Consider the following 21039-nt stretch of genomic DNA (forward strand, 5'->3'; position numbering starts at 1 on the left):
GCGTGAGCAAGGCCAACTCCCGCGAGCAACGGTCGCTGTTCGGCGAGATCCTGGACTGGATGCTGGTGCCGCTGCTGCTGCTGTGGCCGATGAGCGCGGCCCTGACCTGGCTGGTGGCGCAGAACATCGCCGCCCGCCCCTACGATCGCGACCTCGCGCAGCTGACGCGCATGATCGCGCGCCAGGTGGTGGCCGCCGATGCCAACCTGCCGCACGACAAGGCCTTGCGCCTGCCCGAGCCGGCGGCGGCGCTGCTGCGCAGCGACGATGTCGACCGCGTCTACTACCAGGTGCTGGGCGAACAGGGCGAGCTGCTGGCCGGTGACCGCGAACTGCCGGCGCCGGACACCGATGCCGGCCTGGCACCGCCCGCCGGCGAGGTGCAGTTTCGCGACGAGACGGTGCAGAACGAGCCGGTGCGTGTGGCCAGCCTGCGGCTGGTGCCGGCGCCGGGCGAGCCGCTGCGCATCGGCCTGGTGCAGGTGGGCGAGACGATGGAAAAGCGCAGCCGCCTGACGACCGAGATCATCAAGGGCGTGCTGCTGCCGCAGTACGTGATCCTGCCGGTGGCGGTGCTGCTGGTCTGGTTTGCACTGGCGCGTGGCATCGCACCCTTGAGCCACCTGCAGCAGCGCATCCAGCGCCGCCAGAGCCACGACCTGAGCCCGATCGACCAGCACGATGTGCCCGAAGAGGTGGCGCCGCTGGTGCGCGCGATCAATGACCTGTTGACCCGGCTCGACCAGTCGATGGCGACGCAGAAGCATTTTCTGGCCGACGCGGCGCACCAGCTGAAAACGCCGCTGGCGGGGCTACGCACCCAGGCCGAGCTGGCCCAGCGCGAGATCGACAGTGGCGCCGGCGACGCGCAGTCGATCAAGCGCTCGCTGCAGCAGATTGCCCGCTCGAGCCAGCGCGCGGCGCACATGGTCAACCAGTTGCTGGCGATGGCCCGTGCAGAAGACGAAGAATCGGCGCGCAAGGCGCAGGATTTCAGCCTCGTGCGCCTGGCGGTGGACACGGTGCAGGACTTCGTGCCGAAGGCGATGGACAAGCGCATCGACCTGGGCTACGAGGGCCCCGAGGTCAGCGGCGACGCGGTGCCGCGCTTGCGCGGCCAGCCGATCCTGGTGCGCGAGATGATCCGCAACCTGGTCGACAACGCGCTGCAGTACACGCCTGAAGGGGGCACCGTCACCGTGCGCGTGACGCCCGACCCGTTCGGCCAGGTGCTGGTGCTGCAGGTGGAAGACAACGGCCCCGGCATTGCCGAAGCGGAGCGCGAGCTGGTGTTCCAGCCGTTCTACCGTGCGCTGGGCACGAACGTGGATGGCAGCGGCCTGGGGTTGGCCATCGTGCGAGAGATTGCCGACAAGCACCAGGCGACGGTCACGATCGACCAGGCCCGGCCCTCGGCGGGGTCCCCGGCCGGGGGGCCGGGGACGGTGTTCACGGTGCGCTTTCCGGTGCAGGCACCGAGCCGGTCCGGACCGGTCAGCGCCTCACCGGCCTAACGCCGAAACGTGATCACTTGGCGGTCGAGACCTTGCCGTCGGCCTTGGCGCCGGTCAGCGGGTAGCCGGCAGACCAGGTGCCGCTGTTGATCAGCGAGCCGGATTCGGTTGCGTACACCGACCAGGTGCCGTCGGTGTTGACGACCCAGCCGTAGGTGGTGCCGAACTGCACGGCGCTGGCTTCGGTCAGCGAGTAGCCCTTGACGAGGCTGCCGGCCAGCAGCTTGCCGGTCGGGCCCATCACGGCGTCGGGCGTGTAGGTGCCGCAGTTCGTGAAGTCGCGTTGGCCGGTCACGTAGCCGCCGTTGACGGTCAGGTTGGTGAAGCCGTCGCAGTAGCCGTCGAACTTGATGTTGGCGGGGATCTTGGCGGCTTGGGCAGCGCCGGCGGTGGCCAGCAGGACAGCGGCGATCGTGATGATCTTGGACATGTAGTGAGTGCTCCGAAAGTCAATGGTTGGTATGTTGTCGGCCTGACATCCGTTGCGCACCGTCTGCCATGCCGCGGCGCAGTCTAGTGACCAGACGTATCGAAAGCTCTCCCCTACTCATGGGGTGTAAGTTGTGTAAGGTGCGCGCGGTTGACGCGCGTCAGCTTTGCATCAACCGCCGGCTGCGCGCGATGGACATCAACATGCCCAGTGCCAGGCCGAGCGTGACCATCGCGGTGCCGCCGTAGCTGATGAACGGCAGCGGGATGCCAACCACCGGCAAGATGCCGCTGACCATCCCCATGTTCACCATCGCGTAGGTGAAGAAGCTCAGGGTCAGTGCGCCGCCGAGCAGCCGGGTGAACACGGTGGGCGCCTCGGCCGCGATGATCAGGCCGCGTATCAGCACGAAGCTGAAGCAGGCGATCAGCCCCAGCGTGCCGAGCAGGCCGAACTCTTCGGCATAGGCGGCGAAGATGAAGTCGGTGGTGCGCTCGGGGATGAACTCCAGGTGCGTCTGCGTGCCCTTCATGAAGCCCTTGCCGGTGGGGCCGCCCGAGCCGATCGCGATCATGCCCTGGATGATGTGGAAGCCCTTGCCCAGCGGGTCGGTCGTCGGGTCGAGCAGCGTGCAGACGCGGTGCTTCTGGTAGTCGCGCAACAGCGGCCACTTCACGTCGTCCTGGCAGATCTGGTCGGCCGAGAACACCAGCGCGCCGATCGCCAGCATGCCGGCCAGCAACACCGGCAGGATCAGCTTCCACGACAGGCCGGCAAAGTAGATCACGTACAGCCCGCCCGACAGGATCAGGATCGCGGTGCCCAGGTCCGGCTGCTTGACCACCAGACCGACCGGCACCAGCAGCAGTGCGCCGGCCACCGCGAAGTCGAGCGTGCGCAGCTGGCTCTCGCGCTTCTGGAACCACCACGCCAGCATCAGCGGCATCGCCAGCTTCATCAGCTCGCTGGGCTGGATCACGACACCGATGTTGAGCCAGCGCGTCGCGCCCTTCTTGGTGACGCCGAACAAGGCCGTGGCGACCAGCAGCACGACACCGACGGTGTACAGCGGGACGGCGACGCGCATCAAGCGCTGCGGCGGCACCTGGGCGACCAGGAACAGCAGCATCAGCGCGAGCAGCATGTTGCGGCCATGGTCGACGAAGCGTGTGCCGTGGTCGTAGCCGGCCGAGTACATCGTCAGCAGGCCCAGGCCACCGAGCACCAGCAGGCCCAGCAGCAACGGCAGGTCGAAGCCGGAGAACACCGGCAGGATGCGTTGCCACAGGGGCCGGCGTTCGATCACCACGCTCATCGCTGGCCTCCGGAAGCGGTGGCCGACGCCGCTGCAGGCCGCGGTGTTGACGGCAGCGCCGCCCGCGGCGCCGACGAGGCCGCGCCCGCCGCGCTGGCCGCGCTGGCCGCACTGGCGGCAGGGTCCGGCGCCGCCACCAGGCCCATCGCCACCGAGGCGCTCACGCCGCTGGGCAGCGGCACGTCGGCCGGCTTGCGCGGCGTGCCGATCGGCGCCACGCCCTTGCCTTCACGCACCAGCGCGATGTCCTCTTCGCTCGGGTATTGGTCCACCAGCAGATAGTCCAGCACCCGGCGGGCGATCGGCGCGGCGGCGCCCGAGCCCCAGCCGGCGTTTTCCACGATCACCGCCAGCGCCACGCGCGGTTCGTCCAGCGGCGCGAAGGCGATGTAGAGCGAATGGTCGCGCAGATGCTCGGCCATGCGGGCCGCGCTGTATTTCTCGTTGGCCCGGGCGCCCACCGCCTGCGCGGTGCCGGTCTTGCCGCCGCTTTGGTAGGCCGCGCCGGCAAACACGCGTGCCGAGGTGCCGGCGATCGTCACGCCGTTCATCGCATCGCGGATCACCGACACATGCTCGGGCTTCAACGGGATCGGCTCCAGCGCCTGCGACGAGATGCTGCGCTTTTCGCCGCTGACCATGTCTTCGACCTCGTGCACCAGGCGCGGCTTGAAGCGCTGGCCACCGGACGACAGCGTCGCCACGCCGGTGGCCATCTGCAGCATCGTGAAGTTGTTGTAGCCCTGGCCGATGCCCAGCGAGATCGTCTCGCCGGGGAACCACTTCTGCTGCTCCGGCTTCTTGAAGCGCCGGCGCTTCCATTCGGTCGACGGCAGGTCGCCGGTCAGCTCGCCTTCCATGTCGATGCCGGTCTTGCGGCCCAGGCCGAACGGCTCGAGCTGGTCGTGGATCAGGTCCACGCCCATCTCGTTGGCCAGGCTGTAGAAGTAGACGTTGCTGGAGGTCACGATCGCCGCGCGCATGTCCTTCGGGCCGGCGCGGTCGGTCTCGGGGCTGCCGAAGGTGCGGCCGCCGAAGCTGTAGGTCAGGTTGTCCATGATCACCGTGCTGGCGGCGCGCTTGCCCGAGTTCAGCGCCGCGATCGCCATGAACGGCTTGAAGGTCGAGCCCGGCGGGTAGGTGCCGCGGATCGCGCGGTTCAGCAGCGGCTTGTCGATGTTCTCGTTCAGTGCCGACCAGTTCTCCTGGTCGATGCCGTCGACGAACAGGTTCGGGTCGAAGGTCGGCTTGGAGACGAAGGCCAGCACCTCGCCATTGCGCGGGTCGATCGCCACCAGTGCGCCGCGGCGATCGCCGAACAACTGCTCGACCAGGGCCTGCAGCTTGATGTCGATCGACAGGATCAGCGTGTTGCCCGGGGTCGACGGCTTGCTGTCGAGCCGGCGCACCGCGCGCCCGCCGGCCGAGGTCTCGACCTGCTCGACGCCGGTGCGCCCGTGCAGCTCGCTCTCGTACGACTGCTCCAGCCCGAGCTTGCCGATGTACTCGGTGCCGCGGTAGTTGGCCTGGGTTTCTTCCTCCCAGTCTTCCATCGCCAGCTTCTCGGCCTGGTTGATGCGGCCGATGTAGCCGATCAGGTGGCTGCCGGTCTCGCCCAGCGGGTAGTTGCGGAACAGCCGCGCCTTGATGTCGACACCCGGGAAGCGAAAGCGCTGCGCGATGAAGCGCGCCATCTCGGTCTCGGACAGCCGGTTGCGGATCGGCAGCGACTCGAAGCTCTTGCTTTCCTCGAGCTGGCGTTTGAAGCGGCGCCGGTCGCTGGGCCGGATGTCGACCAGCTCGGCCAGGCCGTTGATCGTCGCCTCCAGGTCGTCGACCTTGCTCGGTGTGATCTCCAGCGTGTAGGCGGTGTAGTTGTTGGCCAGCACCACGCCGTGGCGGTCGACGATGCGGCCGCGGTTGGGCACGATCGGCACGATCGCGGTGCGGTTCGCCTCGGCCTTGGTCGACAGCTCGTCGTGGCGGATCACCTGCAGGTAGACCAGCCGCGCCGTCAGCAGGCCGAAGCCGAGCAGCACGAACAGCGCCGCGGCCAGGATGCGCAGCCGGAAGCGGTCCAGCTCGCGTGCAAGGTCCTTTAACTCCGTCACGCCGGGCTCACAGCGGGCGGTTCTTGTCCGGGTCGGGCGGGCGGCGCTGCGGGGCCAGCATCAGCGCGCTGGCGACCGGCCACAACGCGGTCTCGACCAGCGGCGCGAGCACCAGCGTCCAGCCCGGGAAACTGTCGCCGACGATCAGCCGCACGATCAGCGAGGCCGCGTGCGCAGCGAAGAACAGCGGCAGGACCTGCAGCATCTGCTGCAGCAGGCCGAACCACACCAGGCGGCGGTGGACCATGATCGCCAGGTAGCTCAGCACCGTGTAGGCCAGCGCATGCTGGCCCAGCAGTGCCCCCTGGTGCACGTCCATCAGCAGCCCGAACAGGAACGCCCAGCCGATGCCCACGCGGCGCGGCTGGTGCACGTTCCAGAACACCAGCGTCAAGGCCACCAGGTCGGGCATCGCGGCGCTGCGGCCCATCGGCACGATGTTCAGCGCAAAGGCCAGCAACAGCGTGAACCACAGGAACAGCGGGTTGACCGGCAGCAGCAGCTGGTCGCCGCGCGGCATGATCATGGTGTCGCCCCCAGAGAGGGTTGGATCATCGCCGGCCTCCGCGGCGCGTGCGCGCGTTCTCGGGCTCCGGCGGCGGCTCGGGCCGGGCCGGCAGCTGCACGCTCAGCGGCTCCAGCACCAGCACGTGGCGCACGCCGTCGGGCAAGGCGGCCGGGGCCAGCGCGATGCGGGCGAAGGCCGAGTCGGCGCGGCGGTCGACCGCCGCCACCTTGGCCACCGGCAGGCCGGGCGGGTAGACGCCGTCGGTGCCGCTGGTGGTCAGCACGTCGCCGGCCTGCACGTCGTCGTTGCCGCCGACGAAGCGCAGCTCCATCGTGCTGCCGTCGCCGTTACCGAAGGCCGCGCTGCGGTGCTGGGTGCGGGTGTTGATCACCGGGATCGCGGCGTCCTTGTCGACCAGCAGCGTGACCTCGGCCGAGAACGGGTAGACCCGCGTCACCTGTCCCAGCACGCCGGCCTCGTTGATCACCGGCGCGCCGGCGACCACGCCGTGCTGGCCGCCGCGGTCGAGGAACAGCTTGTGCGAGAACGGGTCGGGCGCCTCGTACAGCACCTCGGCGGCCAGCGTCTTCACCGGCACCGCGGGCCGCAGCTCGAGCAGGGCCCGCAGGCGGGCGTTTTCCTGCGCCAGCTGGTCGGCCCGGGCCGAGCGCTCGGCCTGCTCGGCCAGGCGGGCGCGCATCGCGTTTTCGTTGGCCAGCGCGGTCTGCAGGCCGGCCAGGTAGTCGCCGCCGCTGCCCCAAGCCTGAACCGGCACGGTGAGCACCCGCACCAGCGGCAGCAGCGCGGTGGCGGCCGCGGCTCGCAATGGTTTGATCAGGCCGACCCGGCCGTCGGCGGCCATCAAGAAGATCGCCAGCGCCGCGAACAGCGCGAGCTTGGTCCGCGCCGGCAAACCCTGGCGGAAGAACGGTGGTGGCGAGCGGTCGAGCGTGCCGAGGGGCATGGCGCTGGCGCTGGGTTAACCGGGGGCCGGGCCGCCGTGGTCGGGGCGCGGCCGGTGCGGCGCAGGCGAACCGCCGAGCGGCAGGTTCATGCGGGTTCCGGGCACCGGCCTACAACTCATGGCGGCCGAGCCTCAGCCTCACTCCGAGGTGAAGATGGCGCCCAGGCGCTCCATGCGTTCGAGCGCCATGCCGCAACCGCGCACCACGCAGGTCAGCGGGTCTTCGGCCACCAGCACCGGCAGGCCGGTCTCTTCGGCCAGCAGGCGATCAAGGTCGCGCAGCAGCGCGCCGCCGCCGGTCAGCATCATGCCGCGCTCGGCGATGTCGGCGCCCAGCTCGGGCGGGGTCTGCTCGAGCGCGTTCTTCACCGCCGAGACGATCTGGTTCAGCGGGTCGGTCAGCGCTTCGAGGATCTCGTTGGAGCTGATCGTGAAGCTGCGCGGCACCCCTTCGCTGAGGTTGCGGCCCTTGACCTCCATCTCCTTGACCTCGCTGCCGGGGAAGGCCGAGCCGATGCTCTTCTTGATGCTTTCGGCGGTGGGCTCGCCGATCAGCATGCCGTAGTTGCGGCGGATGTAGTTGATGATGGCTTCGTCGAACTTGTCGCCGCCGACGCGCACCGAGCCCTTGTAGACCATGCCGCCGAGCGAGATGACGCCGACCTCGGTGGTGCCGCCGCCGATGTCGACCACCATCGAGCCCGAGGCCTCGCTGACCGGCAGGCCAGCGCCGATCGCGGCGGCCATCGGCTCTTCGATCAGGTAGACCTCGCTGGCGCCGGCGCCCAGCGCCGACTCACGGATCGCGCGCCGCTCGACCTGGGTCGAGCCGCAGGGCACGCAGATGATGATCCGCGGGCTCGGCTTGAGCACCGAGCGCGGGTGCACCATCTTGATGAACTGCTTGAGCATCTGCTCGGTGACGGTGAAGTCGGCGATCACGCCGTCCTTCATCGGGCGGATGGCCTCGATGTTGCCGGGCACCTTGCCCAGCATGGCCTTGGCTTCCTTGCCGACGGCCTGGATGGTCTTCTTGCCGCTCGGGCCGCCTTCATGGCGGATCGAGACGACCGAGGGCTCGTCGAGCACGATGCCCTTGCCGCGGACGTAGATCAGCGTGTTGGCGGTGCCCAGGTCGATGGCGAGGTCGGTCGAGAAGTAACGACGCAGTGGAGCGAACATTGGCGGTCAAATGAGGGGGGCTGACAGCGCCGGGGCGAACGCACCACGGGCGCCGCAAGGGCGCACGATCGGGTTCAGAGCCTCGGACTGCATGGGATGGGGCGCGGCGTTGGAGCGCGGAGGGCTGGTGCGGTGCGGTGAGTGGCGCAGGTTAAGGCCGGGACACCGCAAGCTGAGGATTCCAAACGTGACCCACGACACCGCGTGTTTCGCGCTGCCTCTCGCGTGACCTTCACGGCGTCGTCATCGACCTGTCGGAAAGGCCGCACCAGAGTGAACCGGCGGCTTGTGGATTAACCGGAGATAATACCGCAAGCCCCTGTGGCCACCGAGGTAAGGCACCCTATTTTTGCGGGCCTGCCGCCCTCGAAAGCCCGCCGCGCATACTGCGCGCTTCAACCCAAGTCCATCTCATGCCACTCACCCCCGCGGATGTGAGCCGCATCGCCCATTTGGCGCGGCTGGAACTCTCGCCCACCGAGGCCGATGCGATGCTGGGCCAGCTCAATGGCTTTTTCGGCATCGTCGAGCAGATGAGCGCGGTCGACACGCGCGGCGTCGAGCCGCTGTACACGCCCCTGTCGGCGGTGCAGGCGGTCGAGCTGCGGCTGCGTGACGACCGTGTCACCGAATCGAACGACCGCGAAGCCAACCAGGCCAGCGCGCCGGCGCTCGAAAACGGCCTGTTCCTGGTGCCGAAGGTGATCGAATGAGCGCCCCCTCTTCTGCCCCCTCCTCTGCCTTGCATGACCTGGGCGTGGCCCAGCTGAGCCGCGCCCTGGCCGACAAGCAGGTCTCCAGCGCCGAGCTGGTCGACCACCTGCTGGGCCGCATCAACGACCAGCGCGCACTCGGCGCCTTTCTGCACGTCGATGCCGAGGGCGCCCGCGCGGCGGCCCAGGCGGCCGATGCGGCGCGCGCTGGCGGCCAGGGCGGCGCGCTGACCGGCGTGCCGATCGCCCACAAGGACATCTTCGTCACCAAGGGCCAGCCCTCGACCGCCGGCTCGAAGATGCTCGAAGGCTACGCCAGCCCGTTCGACGCGACGGTGGTGGCGCGCCTGGCGGCCGCCGGCGTCGTGAGCCTGGGCAAGCTGAACTGCGACGAGTTCGCGATGGGTTCGGCCAACGAGAACTCGGCCTACGGCCCGGTCCAGAACCCGTGGGACGAGGCGCGCGTGCCGGGCGGCTCGTCCGGCGGCTCGGCCGCGGCCGTGGCGGCGCGCCTGGTGCCGGCCGCCACCGGCACCGACACCGGCGGCTCGATCCGCCAGCCGGCCAGCTTCACCGGCATCACCGGCATCAAGCCGACCTACGGCGTGTGCTCGCGCTACGGCATGATCGCCTTCGCCTCCAGCCTGGACCAGGCCGGCCCGATGGCCCGCTCGGCCGAAGACTGCGCGCTGCTGCTGTCGGCGATGAGCGGCTTCGACGAGCGCGACGCGACCAGCCTGCAGCGCCCGCCGCAAGACTTCCATGCCCAGATGCTGGCGCCGCGTGCCGGCGCCTCGGCCGCCAAGCCGCTGCAGGGCCTGCGCATCGGCCTGCCGAAAGAGTTCTTCCCCGCCGCGCTGGCCGCCGATGTGAACGGTGCGCTGCGCGCCGCGCTGGCCGAGTACGAGAAGCTCGGCGCCACGCTGGTCGACGTGAGCCTGCCGCGCACCGAGCTGTCGATCCCGGTGTACTACATCATCGCGCCGGCCGAGGCCAGCTCGAACCTGAGCCGCTTCGACGGCGTGCGCTATGGCCACCGCGCGGCCCAGTATGGCGACCTGCTGGACATGTACAAGAAGTCGCGCTCTGAGGCCTTCGGCCCCGAGGTCAAGCGCCGCATCATGATCGGCACCTACGTGCTCAGCCACGGCTACTACGACGCCTACTACCTGCAGGCGCAGAAGCTGCGCCGCATGATCGCCGACGACTTCCAGGCCTGCTTCAAGGCGTGCGACCTGATCGCCGGCCCCGTGGCCCCGACGGTGGCGTGGAAGCTCGGCGAGCAGGGCGACGACCCGGTCAAGGCCTACCTGGCCGACATCTTCACGCTGCCCGGCAGCCTGGCCGGCCTGCCCGGCATGAGCGTGCCGGCGGGCTTCGGTGAAGGGGGCATGCCGGTCGGCCTGCAGCTGCTGGGCAACTACTTCGCCGAAGGCCAGCTGCTGCATGCGGCCCACGCCTTCCAGCAAGCCACTGACTTCCACACCCGCCAACCATGACCAGTGCACCGCAACTCGTTCGTGGCTACGAGGTCGTGATCGGCCTCGAGACCCACGCCCAGCTGTCGACCGCGTCGAAGATCTTCTCCGGTGCGTCGACCCAGTTCGGCGCCGCGCCGAACACCCAGGCCTGCCCGGTCGACCTGGCCCTGCCCGGCACGCTGCCGGTGATCAACCGCGGCGCGGTCGAGCGGGCGATCCGCTTCGGCCTGGCGGTCGGCGCCAAGGTCGCGCCGCTGTCGATCTTTGCCCGCAAGAACTACTTCTACCCCGACCTGCCCAAGGGCTACCAGATCAGCCAGTACGAGACGCCGGTGGTGCAAGGCGGCACGGTGCATTTCTTCGTCGGCGACCACGCCAAGACGGTGCACCTGACCCGCGCCCACCTCGAGGAAGACGCCGGCAAGTCGATGCACGAAGGGCTGGAGACGCCGGGCTGCTCGGGCATCGACCTGAACCGCGCCGGCACGCCGCTGCTCGAGATCGTGACCGAGCCCGACATGCGCTCGGCCGCCGAAGCCGTGGCCTATGCCAAGACCTTGCACACGCTGGTCGTGTGGCTGGGCATCTGCGACGGCAACATGCAGGAAGGCTCGTTCCGCTGCGACGCCAACGTGTCGGTGCGCAAGCCCGGCGCGCCCTATGGCACGCGGCGCGAGATCAAGAACCTGAACAGCTTCCGCTTCCTGCAGATGGCGATCGACGCCGAGGTGCAGTGGCAGATCGACGAGATCGAAGATGGCCGCGCCGTGCAGCAAGCCACGGTGTTGTTCAACCCGGACGCCAACGGCGGCCGCGGTGCGACGCGATCGATGCGCACCAAGGAAGACGCACACGACTACCGCTACTTCCCCGACCCCGACCTGCCGCCGCTGGTGATCGCGCCCGAGTGGGTGGCAGAGGTCAAGGCCGCGATGCCCGAGCTGCCCGGCGCGATGGCCGAGCGCTTCGTCACCGCCGACGGCCTGGCCGAGTACGACGCGTCGATGATGACGCAGAGCCTGGCCTTCGCGCGCTACTACGAGGCGGCGCGCGACGCGAGCAAGGCGCCGAAGCTGGTCGCCAACTGGCTGATGGGCGAGGTCAGCAAACGGCTCAACACCGAAGACCGCGAGATCGCCGACGCGCCGGTGGCGCCGGCGACGCTGGCCGCGCTGATTGCGCGCATCCAGGACGGCACGGTTTCGAACAACGCCGCCAAGCAGGTCTTCGAAGGACTGTGGACCGGCGACGGCACCGACGTCGATGCCGTCATCGAGGCCAAGGGCCTGAAGCAGATGAACGACAGCGGCGCGCTGGAGAAGATCGTCGACGAGGTCATCGCCGCCAACACCAAGTCGGTCGAGGAATACAAGGCCGGCAAGGACAAGGCCTTCAACGCCCTGGTCGGCCAGGTGATGAAGGCCAGCAAGGGCAAGGCCAACCCGGCGCAGGCCGGCGAGCTGCTGAAAGCCCGGCTGAGCTGAAGGCCCTGCTGAACAAGTCCCTCGCGGGCCGCGCGGGAGGCTGTCCAGCGTCGCCTTAAGCCGGCGGCGCGCCTACCGTGCCGCGGCGCGGTCGGCGATGTAGGCCCGCACCTGGGCCCAGCTGACGCTGCCGTGGCCGGCGGCGTCGATCGCGTCGAAATGACGTGCGACGAAGCCCAGCCCTGCGGCCTCGGCTTGTGTGCGGCTGATGCTGCCCTGGCCCGACACATCGGCCGCCTCGAAGCGGCTGCGCAGCTTGGCATCGACCTGCGCCTGCAGCGCCGCGCCCTCGCTGGCCAGCGCCGGCCGGGTGTGGCGCAGCGCTTCGGGCAGCGCCGGGTCGCGCAGCATCGGCGTGGCGGCAAAGGTGCAGACGGTGGCCAGCAGGGCCGCGGTCGCGGCGAAGGCCTGGCGTTGCCAGTGTTTCATTTCGCCACCTCCGGGTTCGACGCGCGGGCGGCCGCCAGCGCAGCTTGGTAGAACGCCACCAGGTCGGCCTTTTCGACCTGGCGCGAGCCATCGTCGAGGTAGGTCATGTGGCCGCCGGCATAGGTTCGAACCGTGAAGCGCGGCGCCAGGGCCGGCAGGCGTTGGAGGTCACGCTCGGTCTGGTAGAACGGCGTCGCCAGGTCGTCGACCCCCGACAGCGACAGCACCTGCAGCGCCGGGTTCAGCGTCATCGCGGCGGCCAGGTCGGGCACGCCGTCGGGCACGACATTGCCGTCGTGTGAGAAATCCCAGTAGTCGATCGCATTGGTGACGGTGGCATACGGCGTCTTCGTGCCATAGCCCAGCACATGCGGCAGGTAGGCGCGGATCGCGTCGCTGAACTCGCTGCTGATGACGGTCGACGACGGGTCGCCTTCTTGCGCCAGCGGGCTGCCGATCGGCACCGCCATGCGGGCGTCGTAGCGGCCGGTCAACTGGCCGGCGATCAGCTGGTGCTGGAAGCGGTCGGGCCCGAGGCTGAACTCGCTCTGCCACAGGCTGTAGGTCGCGCCGGTGTTGTCGACCAGCTGGTTGTACAGCGCGTCGCTCGGGCTGCCGGTGCCGGCCAGGTGGTCTTCGACCGCCGGGTGGTAGCTCAGCTCGGCGAAGCTGCGCATCTCGCCGAGGAAGGCGCCGAGGTCGGTCGGCACCGGGTTCGTCAGCTCGAACCAGGCGCCGACGGCCGAGTAGGTCGGCAAGAAGCCGGTGCAGTCGGTCGAGTCGGGTGCGAAGACCGCGCAGTTGCTGTTGTAGTCGAGGATCGACGACTGCAGCACCACGCCGGCCAGCGGCACGCCGGCCGATTCGAGCCGCTCGGCCAGCACCGCGCTGCGCAGCGTGCCGTAGCTTTCGCCGAACAGGAACAGCGGCGACGCGTTGCGGCCGTTCAAGGCCAGCCAGCGCCGGATCGCGTCGCGGAACAGGTCCGCGTCGGCGTCCACGCCCCAGAAGCTGCGGTTCATGTACGGGCTGATCGCCTCGGACAGGCCGGTGCCGACCGCGTCGATGAACACCAGGTCCGACTGGTCGAGCAGCGATTCGGTGTTGTCGACCAGCGCAAACGGCTTCACCGGCGCGGTGCTGGGTGCGCCGGTCACCAGCCGCTTCGGGCCGAACGAGCCCAGGTGCAGCCAGACGCTGGCCGAGCCGGGGCCGCCGTTGTAGAAGAAGGTCACCGGCCGCGTCGCCGGGTCGGCGCCGTCCTTGGTGTAGGCGACGTAGAACATGCTGGCCAGGGCCGAATCGCCGACCAGCGCGCGGGCCGTCAAATGGCCCGCGGTGGCGGTGTAGGCCAGCGTGCCGCCGCCCAGCGCCAGCGTGTGCTGGGTCACCGCGGCGGCTTCGGTGGCGCTGCCCAAGGCCGAGCCGGGCGCACTGCTGTAGCTCACCGGGTCGTCGTAGGCCAGCTCGACATCGCTGCCGCCGCCGCCATCACCCCCGCCGCCACCGCCGCCGCAGGCCGCGACCAGCAGCGCGAGCAGGCCGCCGCCGATGGCGGCAGACCAGGGCCGGGTGCGCCGCGCATGGGCGGCCGAACGGCGAGTCAACAGGGGCAGGTGCATGGCGGCAGCTTAACGCCGGGCCCGCAGGCCGAGTGAGCGGCTGTGACGAGACGGGCGCCGGGCGGTGCCAGCCCGCGGTCAGCGCGACGGCTTGCTGGCGCTTTCGGGGGGCGCCATGCCCAGGGCCTCGGGCCGCAGCGCCTGCACGACGAGCTTGCACGACAGCTTGTCCTGGCCCTTGCGTTCCAGCACCGCATCGCGCTTGACCAGCGTGATCGTGACGCCGGCCTTGGGCGACACGTAGCGGGCCTCGCGCGAGTCGCGCACCCGCTGCAGCGTCCAGTTCTCGCCTTCGTAGCGCACCTGGGCACCGCGGGGCGAGAAATCGCCCTTCAGCGTCGTGCCGCCGTCGCATTGGTAGTCGGCGGGCCCGGCGATCGCTGCCGTGCCGGCCAGCGCCATCGCGCCGGCGAGCAGCCACTGGTGGGCGGGGTGGCGGGCGGGGTGGCGGGTGAACGGCGAGGTGGGCAGGTCGGTCATCGGGCTGATCGCGAAGTGAGGGTCAAAAAAGGGCGCCGCGGCGCTCACGGGGCCGAGGATGCGCGGCTCGCCGGTGCCGACGGCGTCGTGATCGGCCCCATCGCGCCCGGCGCGGCGCCGGCCCACAGGGCCCGCAGCCGCTGCAGCTCGGCGTCGAACTGCTGGGTCAGGCGCTCGCGCTCGGCTTCCTGGTCGCGCAAGATGATGTTCTGGGCTTCGATCGCGCCTTCGTTGGCGGCGATGCGCGCGCGCAGCGACTGCGGCAGCACCTTGCCGGGGGTGGACTCGCGTTCGCGCTGCAGCGCCTGGTTTTCGACTTCCAGCTCGGCCAGGCGCCGGCGGGCGGCCTCGATCTGCTTGTCCACCGGCTCTTGCGCCCGGGTGCGCGCGGTGTCGTGCCGCACCAGGTCGGGGTAGCGCGTCAGCAAGGCGCGGTCGCGCCGGGCCTCGGCCTCGCGCGCCAGGCGGGCCTGGTCGGCATCACGCTTGGCCTTGTCGGCCCGGGCTTTCTCTTCAGGGCTTTGCGCCGGCGGCAGCACGCCCTTGGGGCTGCCGTCGCGGTTGAGCATGCGTTGTTCCTGGGCGATGCACTCGGGGATCGGCCGGTCCGAGCTGAGCCGGTGGCCTTGCGCGTCGATGCAGGTGTAGATCGACGTGGCCGGCGCATCACCCGGCTTGGACGGCTTCGGCGGCGTGGCGGCGCCCGCCGCCCCGGTCAACACCACCAGCAGGCCGGCCCAGGTGTTGCGCATGGCCTGGCTCACACGCCGTAGCGCTGGCGGTAGGCCTCGACGCGGCCGGCGTTCGCCTTCAGCACGGGGTCGTCGGTTTCAGCCAGGAATTGCATCAGGTCGGCCAGCGTGGCGATGGACAGGACCCGAAGGCCCAGGACCTGCTCAACGTATTGCACGCCGGAACGGTTGTCCGCCGCGTTGTCGCTGGCGCGCTCTTGCCGGTCCATCGTGATCGCCACGCCCACTGGCGTGGCGCCGGCGGCGCGGATCATGTCGGCCGCCTCGCGCTTGGAGGCGCCGTCGGTGATCACGTCATCGATGATCAGCACCCGGCCCTTGACCGGTGCGCCGACCAAGGTGCCGCCCTCGCCGTGGTCCTTGGCTTCCTTGCGGTTGTAGGCGTAGGGCACGCTCTTGCCCTCTTTCGCCAGCCCGATCGCCACCGCCGCGGCGAGCGTGATGCCCTTGTAGGCCGGGCCGAACAGCATGTCGAATTCGAGGCCCGAGGCGATCAACCGGCGTGCATAGAATTCGCCCAATCGCGCGAGCTTGGCACCGTCGTCGAACAGACCGGTGTTGAAGAAGTAAGGCGACTGTCGACCAGCCTTGGTCTTGAAGTCGCCGAAGCGCAGCACCCCGGCTTCCACCGAGAACTTCACGAATGCCTGCGCCAGCGGGTCAGTGGAGGCCATGTTCGACATCGAGGACAACACCCATGGGTTTTCGCCTGGTCACGCTCAACCTGAACGGCATTCGTTCGGCCGCCAACAAAGGTTTTGTCCAATGGGCTGAGCAAAGTCAAGCCGATTGTATGGGGGTGCAGGAGGTCAAGGCCCAGGCCGCCGACGTGGCCGGCCGCTTCGAGCAGGTGGCGGGCATGAACGGCCACTTCCACTATGCCCAGAAGAAGGGCTACTCGGGCGTCGGCCTGTACACCCGCCACGAGCCCAGCGAGGTCATCACCGGCCTGGGCGAGCGCGAGTTCGACGACGAAGGCCGCTATGTCGAGGTCCGCTTCGACAAGCCCGGCCGCAAGCTCAGCATCATCAGCTGCTATTTCCCCAGCGGCTCGTCGGGCGAAGAGCGGCAGCTGGCCAAGTACCGCTTTCTCGACGTGATCTACCCGCACCTGCTGTCGCTCAAGGGCCAGCGCCAGTTCATCCTGGTCGGCGATGTCAACATCGCCCACAAGGAGATCGACCTGAAGAACTGGAAGGGCAACCAGAAGAACTCCGGCTTCCTGCCCGAAGAGCGCGCCTGGATGACGCGGCTGCTCGAAGAAGCCGGCCTGGTCGACGTGTTTCGGCGCCTGAACGACAAGGCCGAGCAATACACCTGGTGGAGCAACCGCGGCCAGGCCTGGGCCAAGAACGTCGGCTGGCGGCTGGACTACCACCTGGCCACGCCGGCGCTGGCCGCGCACGCCCACCGCGAGCAGATCCACCTCGAGCCGCGCTTCTCGGACCATGCGCCGCTGACGATCGACTACGACTTCACGCTCTGAGCCACCCGGGCCGAGGATCGCGCCACCTGGCGTGGCGGGAATTGCTCGACCCCGCCCTGGCTTGTCCGTACCATGCGCCGGTGGTCCAGGACCGCGCGGCCTGCAATTCCGCCTTGTTGCGCTGTCTTTGCGGCCCGCAAGGAGCACGTCATGGGATTCTTCAGCAAGATACTCGCGAAGCTCGGCATTGGCAGCGACGACGCCGCCGCCGCTGACCAGGCGCCGGCGGCACCGGCCCCCTCCGCCGCCCCGGCGAGCCCGGGCGTCGCCGCTTCGGCCCCGGTGGTCAACCCGATCGCGCTGGTCGATGTCGTGGCGCAACTCGAGCAGCGCGCGGCCGCGAACCCGCAGAAGCTCAACTGGCGCACCTCGATCGTCGATCTGCTCAAGCTGCTGGACATCGACAGCAGCTTTGCGGCGCGCAAGGAGCTGGCCGTCGAACTGCACTGCCCGGACGACCTGATGGGCGACTCGGCCAAGATGAACATGTGGCTGCACAAGAACGTCCTGGCGCAGATCGCGGCCAATGGCGGCAACGTGCCCAAAGAGCTGCTCGACTGAGCCGGCCCGCGTGTCGTTTCACCAAGGGGCAATCTCATGCAAATGACAGACATCCTGGCCCAGATGGGCGGCCTGCAGTCGGTGGCCCGGGAACTCGGCGTCAGTGAAAGCCAGGTCGCCAGCGGCGCCGATGCGCTCGTGCCGGCGATCCTCGGCGGGCTCAAGAAGCAGGCGCAGTCGCACCCGGCCGGGCTCGAGGGGTTGGGTGGCCTGCTGGGGCAACTCGGCGGCGGTGGCATGCTCGACCAGGTGCTGGCCTCGCAGCCTACCGATGTGAGCCCGGGCAACGAGGTGCTGGGGCAGATCTTCGGCTCCAAGGACGTGAGCCGGACGGTCGCGCAGAACGCGTCGGCGCAGTCGGGCCTCGACCCCTCGTTGCTGCGAAAAATGCTGCCGATGCTGGCGATGATGGTCGCCGGCTACATGGCCAAGCAAGGCGGGGCCTCGGCCGTGCAGCCTACGTCCGAGACCGGTGGTGGCCTCGGCGGCGGCCTGGGGGGTGGGCTCGGCGGCCTGCTCGGTGGTTTGCTGGGCGGCGCGTCTGGCGGTGGGGGCGCACCGGGGCTGGGCGCGATGCTCGACATGAACGGCGATGGCAACCCGCTGGACGACATCCTGCGCATGGCAGGCAAGGCGATAGGCTAGTGTCCTGTCCCACAAATAACTGCCATCTGGCCGAACTGCTGCGCAGCGGGCCGCAATGGGGTGCTCGCCGCGTTGCCAAGCCGGGCAGATACCACCCGGTATCTGCCCGGCTCGGCGCCTTGCGTTCATCCCCATTTCGGCCCGTCCAAATGTCAGCTATTTGCGGGACAGGACACTAGTGCCCTGTCCCGTTCGAGCCCCAGGCGCCCTGCCGCGGCATCGGCTCGGCGCCACGTGGGCGTCCCCGTGGCGGCGCGCCGTTTCTAACGCTTGACCACCGCGGCCGCCAGCAGCGGCAGCTGCGCCAGCAGGATGCAGCCCAGGATCACAGCGCAGCCGGCCCAGCCGCTGGCGCTGAGGCGGTCGCCGGCCAGCAGCGCGCCGAAGAACGCCGCGAACACCGCCTCGCTCGACAGCACCAGCGCCGCATCGGCCGCGTGGGTGTGGCGCTGCGCCACCACCTGCGCGGTGTAGCCGATGCCGACCGACACCAGCCCGGTGTAGGCGATCGCGCCGGCCGCGGCCCGCACTGCGTCCCAGCTCATGCTTTCCAGCGCCACCGCGGCCACCAGGCTGAGCGCGCTGCAGACCGCGAACTGCACGCAGGCCACCGTGTAGGGCGCGCCCAGGCGGCCGGCGGCCCAGCCGACCAGCACCACGTGCAGCGCCCACGGCAGGCTGCTGGCGATGACCCACCAGTCGCCGACCACCATCTGCACCGCCTGGCCACCGGTCAACAGCCAGGTGCCCGCCACGCAGCCCAGCGCGGCCGGCCACGCCAGCCAGTGCGGCCGGTGGCGAAACAGCAGCCAGCCCAGCAACGGCACCGCCGGCACGTACAGCGCGGTCAGGAAGCTGGCGTTGGTGACGCTGGTGGTCAGCAGCCCGATCTGCTGCAGCGCCGCGCCCAGGAAGATCAGCGTGCCCAGGCCCAGCAACAGCAGCCAGCGCGGCGGGCCACCGCGGGGTTGCGGCGGCGCCGGCCGGCCCCGCTCGCGCCACGCCAGCGGCGCCACCACCAGCGCGCCCAGCGCAAAGCGCAGCCCGGTGAATCCCATCGGCTGCATGCTGTCCATGCCCCAGGATTGCGGCACGAACGCCAGGCCCCAGATCGCGGCCACGGCCAAGAGCAGCCCGTCGGCCTGCCAGCGTTTCATGTCGATGTCTTGTTGTACGGCAAAGCCGATGAGCATAGCCGCAGCGCGCAGCCCACACGGCCGCCACGGCGCACTGGACAGCCCGCGGCTCGGGGCCGAAGATGGCCCAGGCGATCGGGCCGCGAGGGCCTCGCCGGGGGCCGTGCACCGGCGCACGGTCGCACGGCACCGAGCCACGCAGACAGAGGACGCCATGCACATCGGTTGCACGACAGGTGGGGTTCGAGCCCGGCGATTCGCGGCGCTGCTGCTGACGGGCCTGGCGTTGGCCGGCGCGGTGAGCGCGTCGCGGGCCGCCGAGCTGGTGCTGGCCGCGGCGCGCACCGCGTTGTCGTTGCCGATCCAGGTGGCCGATGCGCAGGGCCTGTTCGTGGCCGAGGGCGTGGCGGTGCGGGTCACCGAATGCATCGGCGGCCAGCGCTGCCTGCGCCAGCTGTTCGACGGCGCGGCGGCGCTGGCCACCGCGTCCGACCTGCCTGTGATGTTCAACAGCTTCGGCCGCGACGACTATGCGGTCGTCGCGACCTTCGTCACCGCCGCCAACGACCTGAAGCTGATCGCCCGCCGCAGCGCTGGCATCTCGGCCGCCGCGCTGCTGGAGGGCAAGCGCGTGGGCACCGTCAAGGGCAGCAGCGCGCACTACTTTCTCGACGCCTTCCTGCTGTTCAACAACATCGACCCGCAGGCCGTCAAGATCGTCGCGCTGGCGCCCGAGGCCATGGCCGGCGCGCTCGAGCGGCGCGAGGTCGACGCGCTCGCGGTGTGGGAGCCCGACGGCTGGCTGGCGGTGCGGGCCGTCGGGCCCGACGCCATCGTGTTGCCCAGCCCGCGCATCTACACCGAGTCGTTCAACCTGGTGGCCAGCCGGCGCGTGCTGGCCGAGCGCGAGGACGACGTGGTGCGCGTGCTGCGCGCGCTGGCGCGGGCCCAGCGCTTCATCGCCGAGCGGCCCCGCGACGCGCAGGCCGTGCTGATGCAGCGCCTGGGCCTGGACCAGGCTTTCGTTGACTGGGTCTGGAACGACCTGGACTACCGGCTGGGGCTGAACCAGTCGCTCATCACCACGCTCGAAGCCGAGGCCCGATGGGCGCTGCGTGAAGGCCATGTGCCGGCCGGCCAGCGGGTGCCCAACTACCTGCGTTATGTCGAACCCGGCCCGCTGCGCCGCGCGCTGCCGGACAACGCGACGATCCTGCGATGAGCCCGGTTTCGGCGTCCACCCGTTGGCAGCGGCTGTGCCGCCGGCTGGCGGTCGGCCTGCTGGCCGGGCTGGGGCTGCTGGGCGCCGCCAGCGCGGGCGACCTGCGGCTGGCGGTGTCGCGCGGCCCGGTGTCGCTGCCGCTGTACGTGGCCGACGCCAAGGGCTACTTCAGCGCCGAAGGGCTGGGCGTGCGGCTGAAGGAATGCAACAGTGGCCGCCAGTGCTTCACCCAGCTCGAAGAAGGCCAGGCCGATCTGGCCACCTCGGCCGAACTGGTCGTCGCGCTGGACAGCCTGCGCTCGTCGAACGCGACCATCGTCGCCACGCTCAGCAGCTCTGCGCAGCAGATCAAGCTCGTGGCGCGGCGCAGTGCCGGCATCAACGTGCCGGCCGACCTGCGCGGCAAGCGGGTCGGCACGGTGGCCAGGACCTCGGCCCAGTTCTACCTCGACAGCTGGCTGCTGTACCACGAGGTCGACGCGGCCGAGGTGCGCGTCGTGCCGCTGGCCATCGACCAGCTGGTCGACGCGCTGGGCGCGCGCCGTGTCGACGCGGTGGTGATCTGGGAGCCGATCGCCGCGCAGGCGCAGGCCCGGCTCGGCATCGACCTGGCCGAGCTGCCGTCGCCCCGGGTCTACAACCAGCATTTCGTGCTGGCCTGCGGCCGGGCGCTGCTGGCCGCGCGCGAGGCCGATGTGCAGCGCCTGCTGCGCGCCCTGCTGCGGGCCCAGCAACTGATCGCCGAGCGCCCGGCCGAGGCGGCCGAGATCCTGGCCAGCCGGCTGCAGCTCGACATCGCCCTGGCCCGGGTCGCGCTGGGCGAGCACGAGTACCGGCTGAGCCTGACCCCGGCGCTGCTCAGCACGATGGACAGCCAGGCCCGTTGGGCCATCCGCGAGCGCCTGGTCGAGCCTGGCCAGCGCGTCGGCACGCTGCTGGGCGCGGTCGACCCCGCACCGCTGCGCAAGGTCGCGCCGCAGGCGGTCAGCCTGCCGATGCCCTGA

General features: G+C 70.0%; 21 protein-coding genes. 9 read left to right on the forward strand and 12 right to left on the reverse strand.

Annotated elements, in window-relative coordinates:
* The first annotated feature begins 59 nt into the window (after positions 1-59).
* A complete protein-coding gene (locus tag ACE3SG_RS07075; RefSeq protein ID WP_374563923.1) occupies positions 60-1514 on the forward strand; it encodes a sensor histidine kinase in 1455 nt (484 codons plus the stop codon).
* 13 nt (positions 1515-1527) lie between these two features.
* Here the strand turns inward: ACE3SG_RS07075 and ACE3SG_RS07080 are convergent, their stop codons facing one another.
* The 6 genes from ACE3SG_RS07080 to ACE3SG_RS07105 form a co-directional block, all read right to left on the reverse strand.
* A complete protein-coding gene (locus ACE3SG_RS07080; protein ID WP_374563572.1) occupies positions 1528-1944 on the reverse strand; it encodes a hypothetical protein in 417 nt (138 codons plus the stop codon).
* 160 nt (positions 1945-2104) lie between these two features.
* Complete coding sequence (gene rodA, locus ACE3SG_RS07085; RefSeq protein ID WP_374563574.1) at positions 2105-3259, reverse strand: rod shape-determining protein RodA; 1155 nt, start codon at positions 3257-3259, stop codon at positions 2105-2107.
* Positions 3256-5370 (reverse strand): penicillin-binding protein 2, encoded by a 2115-nt coding sequence (gene mrdA, locus ACE3SG_RS07090; protein WP_374563575.1) that lies wholly within the window; start codon positions 5368-5370, stop codon positions 3256-3258. Before mrdA ends, rodA begins: the two co-directional genes overlap by 4 nt.
* 7 nt (positions 5371-5377) lie before the next feature.
* Positions 5378-5896, reverse strand: coding sequence for a rod shape-determining protein MreD (mreD, locus tag ACE3SG_RS07095; RefSeq protein WP_374563577.1), 519 nt, complete (start codon positions 5894-5896; stop codon positions 5378-5380).
* 25 nt (positions 5897-5921) lie between these two features.
* Complete coding sequence (mreC, locus tag ACE3SG_RS07100) at positions 5922-6842, reverse strand: rod shape-determining protein MreC (protein WP_374563579.1); 921 nt, start codon at positions 6840-6842, stop codon at positions 5922-5924.
* 138 nt (positions 6843-6980) lie between these two features.
* The gene (locus ACE3SG_RS07105) at positions 6981-8024 is read right to left on the reverse strand and encodes a rod shape-determining protein (RefSeq protein WP_374563581.1); all 1044 of its coding nucleotides are present in this window, start codon (positions 8022-8024) and stop codon (positions 6981-6983) included.
* Between the two features lie 413 nt (positions 8025-8437).
* Here ACE3SG_RS07105 and gatC point away from each other — a divergent pair, with 413 nt between their 5' ends.
* The 3 genes from gatC to gatB are packed head-to-tail and all read left to right on the forward strand — an operon-like array spanning position 8438 to position 11702.
* The gene (gatC, locus tag ACE3SG_RS07110; protein ID WP_374563583.1) at positions 8438-8737 is read left to right on the forward strand and encodes an Asp-tRNA(Asn)/Glu-tRNA(Gln) amidotransferase subunit GatC; all 300 of its coding nucleotides are present in this window, start codon (positions 8438-8440) and stop codon (positions 8735-8737) included.
* Positions 8734-10236 carry an Asp-tRNA(Asn)/Glu-tRNA(Gln) amidotransferase subunit GatA gene (gene gatA, locus ACE3SG_RS07115; protein ID WP_374563585.1) on the forward strand — a complete coding sequence of 501 codons (1503 nt, stop codon included), beginning with the start codon at positions 8734-8736 and terminating at the stop codon, positions 10234-10236. Before gatC ends, gatA begins: the two co-directional genes overlap by 4 nt.
* Positions 10233-11702 carry an Asp-tRNA(Asn)/Glu-tRNA(Gln) amidotransferase subunit GatB gene (gene gatB, locus ACE3SG_RS07120; protein ID WP_374563587.1) on the forward strand — a complete coding sequence of 490 codons (1470 nt, stop codon included), beginning with the start codon at positions 10233-10235 and terminating at the stop codon, positions 11700-11702. Before gatA ends, gatB begins: the two co-directional genes overlap by 4 nt.
* Before the next feature lie 72 nt (positions 11703-11774).
* Here the strand turns inward: gatB and ACE3SG_RS07125 are convergent, their stop codons facing one another.
* The 5 genes from ACE3SG_RS07125 to pyrE form a co-directional block, all read right to left on the reverse strand.
* Positions 11775-12131: an EF-hand domain-containing protein gene (locus ACE3SG_RS07125; protein ID WP_374563589.1), complete on the reverse strand. Its 357-nt coding sequence runs from the start codon at positions 12129-12131 to the stop codon at positions 11775-11777.
* The gene (locus ACE3SG_RS07130) at positions 12128-13753 is read right to left on the reverse strand and encodes a S10 family peptidase (protein WP_374563591.1); all 1626 of its coding nucleotides are present in this window, start codon (positions 13751-13753) and stop codon (positions 12128-12130) included. The genes ACE3SG_RS07125 and ACE3SG_RS07130 overlap by 4 nt, the downstream gene beginning before the upstream one ends.
* Positions 13754-13831: 78 nt before the next feature.
* Positions 13832-14233, reverse strand: a complete 402-nt coding sequence (locus ACE3SG_RS07135; protein ID WP_374563592.1) for an MliC family protein — start codon at positions 14231-14233, stop codon at positions 13832-13834.
* Between the two features lie 44 nt (positions 14234-14277).
* The gene (locus ACE3SG_RS07140) at positions 14278-14985 is read right to left on the reverse strand and encodes a DUF4124 domain-containing protein (RefSeq protein WP_374563594.1); all 708 of its coding nucleotides are present in this window, start codon (positions 14983-14985) and stop codon (positions 14278-14280) included.
* Between the two features lie 8 nt (positions 14986-14993).
* Positions 14994-15659: an orotate phosphoribosyltransferase gene (gene pyrE / locus ACE3SG_RS07145; protein ID WP_374563596.1), complete on the reverse strand. Its 666-nt coding sequence runs from the start codon at positions 15657-15659 to the stop codon at positions 14994-14996.
* A 23-nt stretch (positions 15660-15682) separates the two neighbouring features.
* On the opposite strand from pyrE, the gene ACE3SG_RS07150 reads away from it, so the two are divergent.
* From ACE3SG_RS07150 to ACE3SG_RS07160, 3 genes are all read left to right on the forward strand, one after another.
* A complete protein-coding gene (locus tag ACE3SG_RS07150; RefSeq protein WP_374563598.1) occupies positions 15683-16471 on the forward strand; it encodes an exodeoxyribonuclease III in 789 nt (262 codons plus the stop codon).
* Between the two features lie 150 nt (positions 16472-16621).
* Positions 16622-17032 (forward strand): DUF3597 domain-containing protein, encoded by a 411-nt coding sequence (locus ACE3SG_RS07155; RefSeq protein ID WP_374563600.1) that lies wholly within the window; start codon positions 16622-16624, stop codon positions 17030-17032.
* A gap of 36 nt (positions 17033-17068) precedes the next feature.
* Positions 17069-17677 (forward strand): DUF937 domain-containing protein, encoded by a 609-nt coding sequence (locus ACE3SG_RS07160; protein WP_374563601.1) that lies wholly within the window; start codon positions 17069-17071, stop codon positions 17675-17677.
* A gap of 263 nt (positions 17678-17940) precedes the next feature.
* Here ACE3SG_RS07160 and ACE3SG_RS07165 read toward each other — a convergent pair whose 3' ends face one another.
* Positions 17941-18834 carry a DMT family transporter gene (locus tag ACE3SG_RS07165; protein WP_374563603.1) on the reverse strand — a complete coding sequence of 298 codons (894 nt, stop codon included), beginning with the start codon at positions 18832-18834 and terminating at the stop codon, positions 17941-17943.
* A gap of 193 nt (positions 18835-19027) precedes the next feature.
* Here ACE3SG_RS07165 and ACE3SG_RS07170 point away from each other — a divergent pair, with 193 nt between their 5' ends.
* A complete protein-coding gene (locus tag ACE3SG_RS07170) occupies positions 19028-20035 on the forward strand; it encodes an ABC transporter substrate-binding protein (protein WP_374563605.1) in 1008 nt (335 codons plus the stop codon).
* Positions 20032-21039 (forward strand): ABC transporter substrate-binding protein, encoded by a 1008-nt coding sequence (locus ACE3SG_RS07175; RefSeq protein WP_374563607.1) that lies wholly within the window; start codon positions 20032-20034, stop codon positions 21037-21039. The genes ACE3SG_RS07170 and ACE3SG_RS07175 overlap by 4 nt, the downstream gene beginning before the upstream one ends.

Source organism: Ideonella sp. (assembly GCF_041914305.1).
Taxonomy (GTDB): Bacteria; Pseudomonadota; Gammaproteobacteria; order Burkholderiales; family Burkholderiaceae_C; genus Ideonella.

Coding starts and splice junctions, on each gene's coding strand:
- ACE3SG_RS07075 (WP_374563923.1), top strand. CDS start 60: ATGCTGGTGCCGCTGCTGCTGCTGTGGCCGATGAGCGCGGCCCTGACC.
- ACE3SG_RS07080 (WP_374563572.1), bottom strand. CDS start 1,944: ATGTCCAAGATCATCACGATCGCCGCTGTCCTGCTGGCCACCGCCGGC.
- rodA (WP_374563574.1), bottom strand. CDS start 3,259: ATGAGCGTGGTGATCGAACGCCGGCCCCTGTGGCAACGCATCCTGCCG.
- mreD (WP_374563577.1), bottom strand. CDS start 5,896: ATGATCATGCCGCGCGGCGACCAGCTGCTGCTGCCGGTCAACCCGCTG.
- mreC (WP_374563579.1), bottom strand. CDS start 6,842: ATGCCCCTCGGCACGCTCGACCGCTCGCCACCACCGTTCTTCCGCCAG.
- ACE3SG_RS07105 (WP_374563581.1), bottom strand. CDS start 8,024: ATGTTCGCTCCACTGCGTCGTTACTTCTCGACCGACCTCGCCATCGAC.
- gatC (WP_374563583.1), top strand. CDS start 8,438: ATGCCACTCACCCCCGCGGATGTGAGCCGCATCGCCCATTTGGCGCGG.
- gatA (WP_374563585.1), top strand. CDS start 8,734: ATGAGCGCCCCCTCTTCTGCCCCCTCCTCTGCCTTGCATGACCTGGGC.
- gatB (WP_374563587.1), top strand. CDS start 10,233: ATGACCAGTGCACCGCAACTCGTTCGTGGCTACGAGGTCGTGATCGGC.
- ACE3SG_RS07125 (WP_374563589.1), bottom strand. CDS start 12,131: ATGAAACACTGGCAACGCCAGGCCTTCGCCGCGACCGCGGCCCTGCTG.
- ACE3SG_RS07130 (WP_374563591.1), bottom strand. CDS start 13,753: ATGCACCTGCCCCTGTTGACTCGCCGTTCGGCCGCCCATGCGCGGCGC.
- ACE3SG_RS07135 (WP_374563592.1), bottom strand. CDS start 14,233: ATGACCGACCTGCCCACCTCGCCGTTCACCCGCCACCCCGCCCGCCAC.
- ACE3SG_RS07140 (WP_374563594.1), bottom strand. CDS start 14,985: ATGCGCAACACCTGGGCCGGCCTGCTGGTGGTGTTGACCGGGGCGGCG.
- pyrE (WP_374563596.1), bottom strand. CDS start 15,659: ATGGCCTCCACTGACCCGCTGGCGCAGGCATTCGTGAAGTTCTCGGTG.
- ACE3SG_RS07150 (WP_374563598.1), top strand. CDS start 15,683: ATGGGTTTTCGCCTGGTCACGCTCAACCTGAACGGCATTCGTTCGGCC.
- ACE3SG_RS07155 (WP_374563600.1), top strand. CDS start 16,622: ATGGGATTCTTCAGCAAGATACTCGCGAAGCTCGGCATTGGCAGCGAC.
- ACE3SG_RS07160 (WP_374563601.1), top strand. CDS start 17,069: ATGCAAATGACAGACATCCTGGCCCAGATGGGCGGCCTGCAGTCGGTG.
- ACE3SG_RS07165 (WP_374563603.1), bottom strand. CDS start 18,834: ATGAAACGCTGGCAGGCCGACGGGCTGCTCTTGGCCGTGGCCGCGATC.
- ACE3SG_RS07170 (WP_374563605.1), top strand. CDS start 19,028: ATGCACATCGGTTGCACGACAGGTGGGGTTCGAGCCCGGCGATTCGCG.
- ACE3SG_RS07175 (WP_374563607.1), top strand. CDS start 20,032: ATGAGCCCGGTTTCGGCGTCCACCCGTTGGCAGCGGCTGTGCCGCCGG.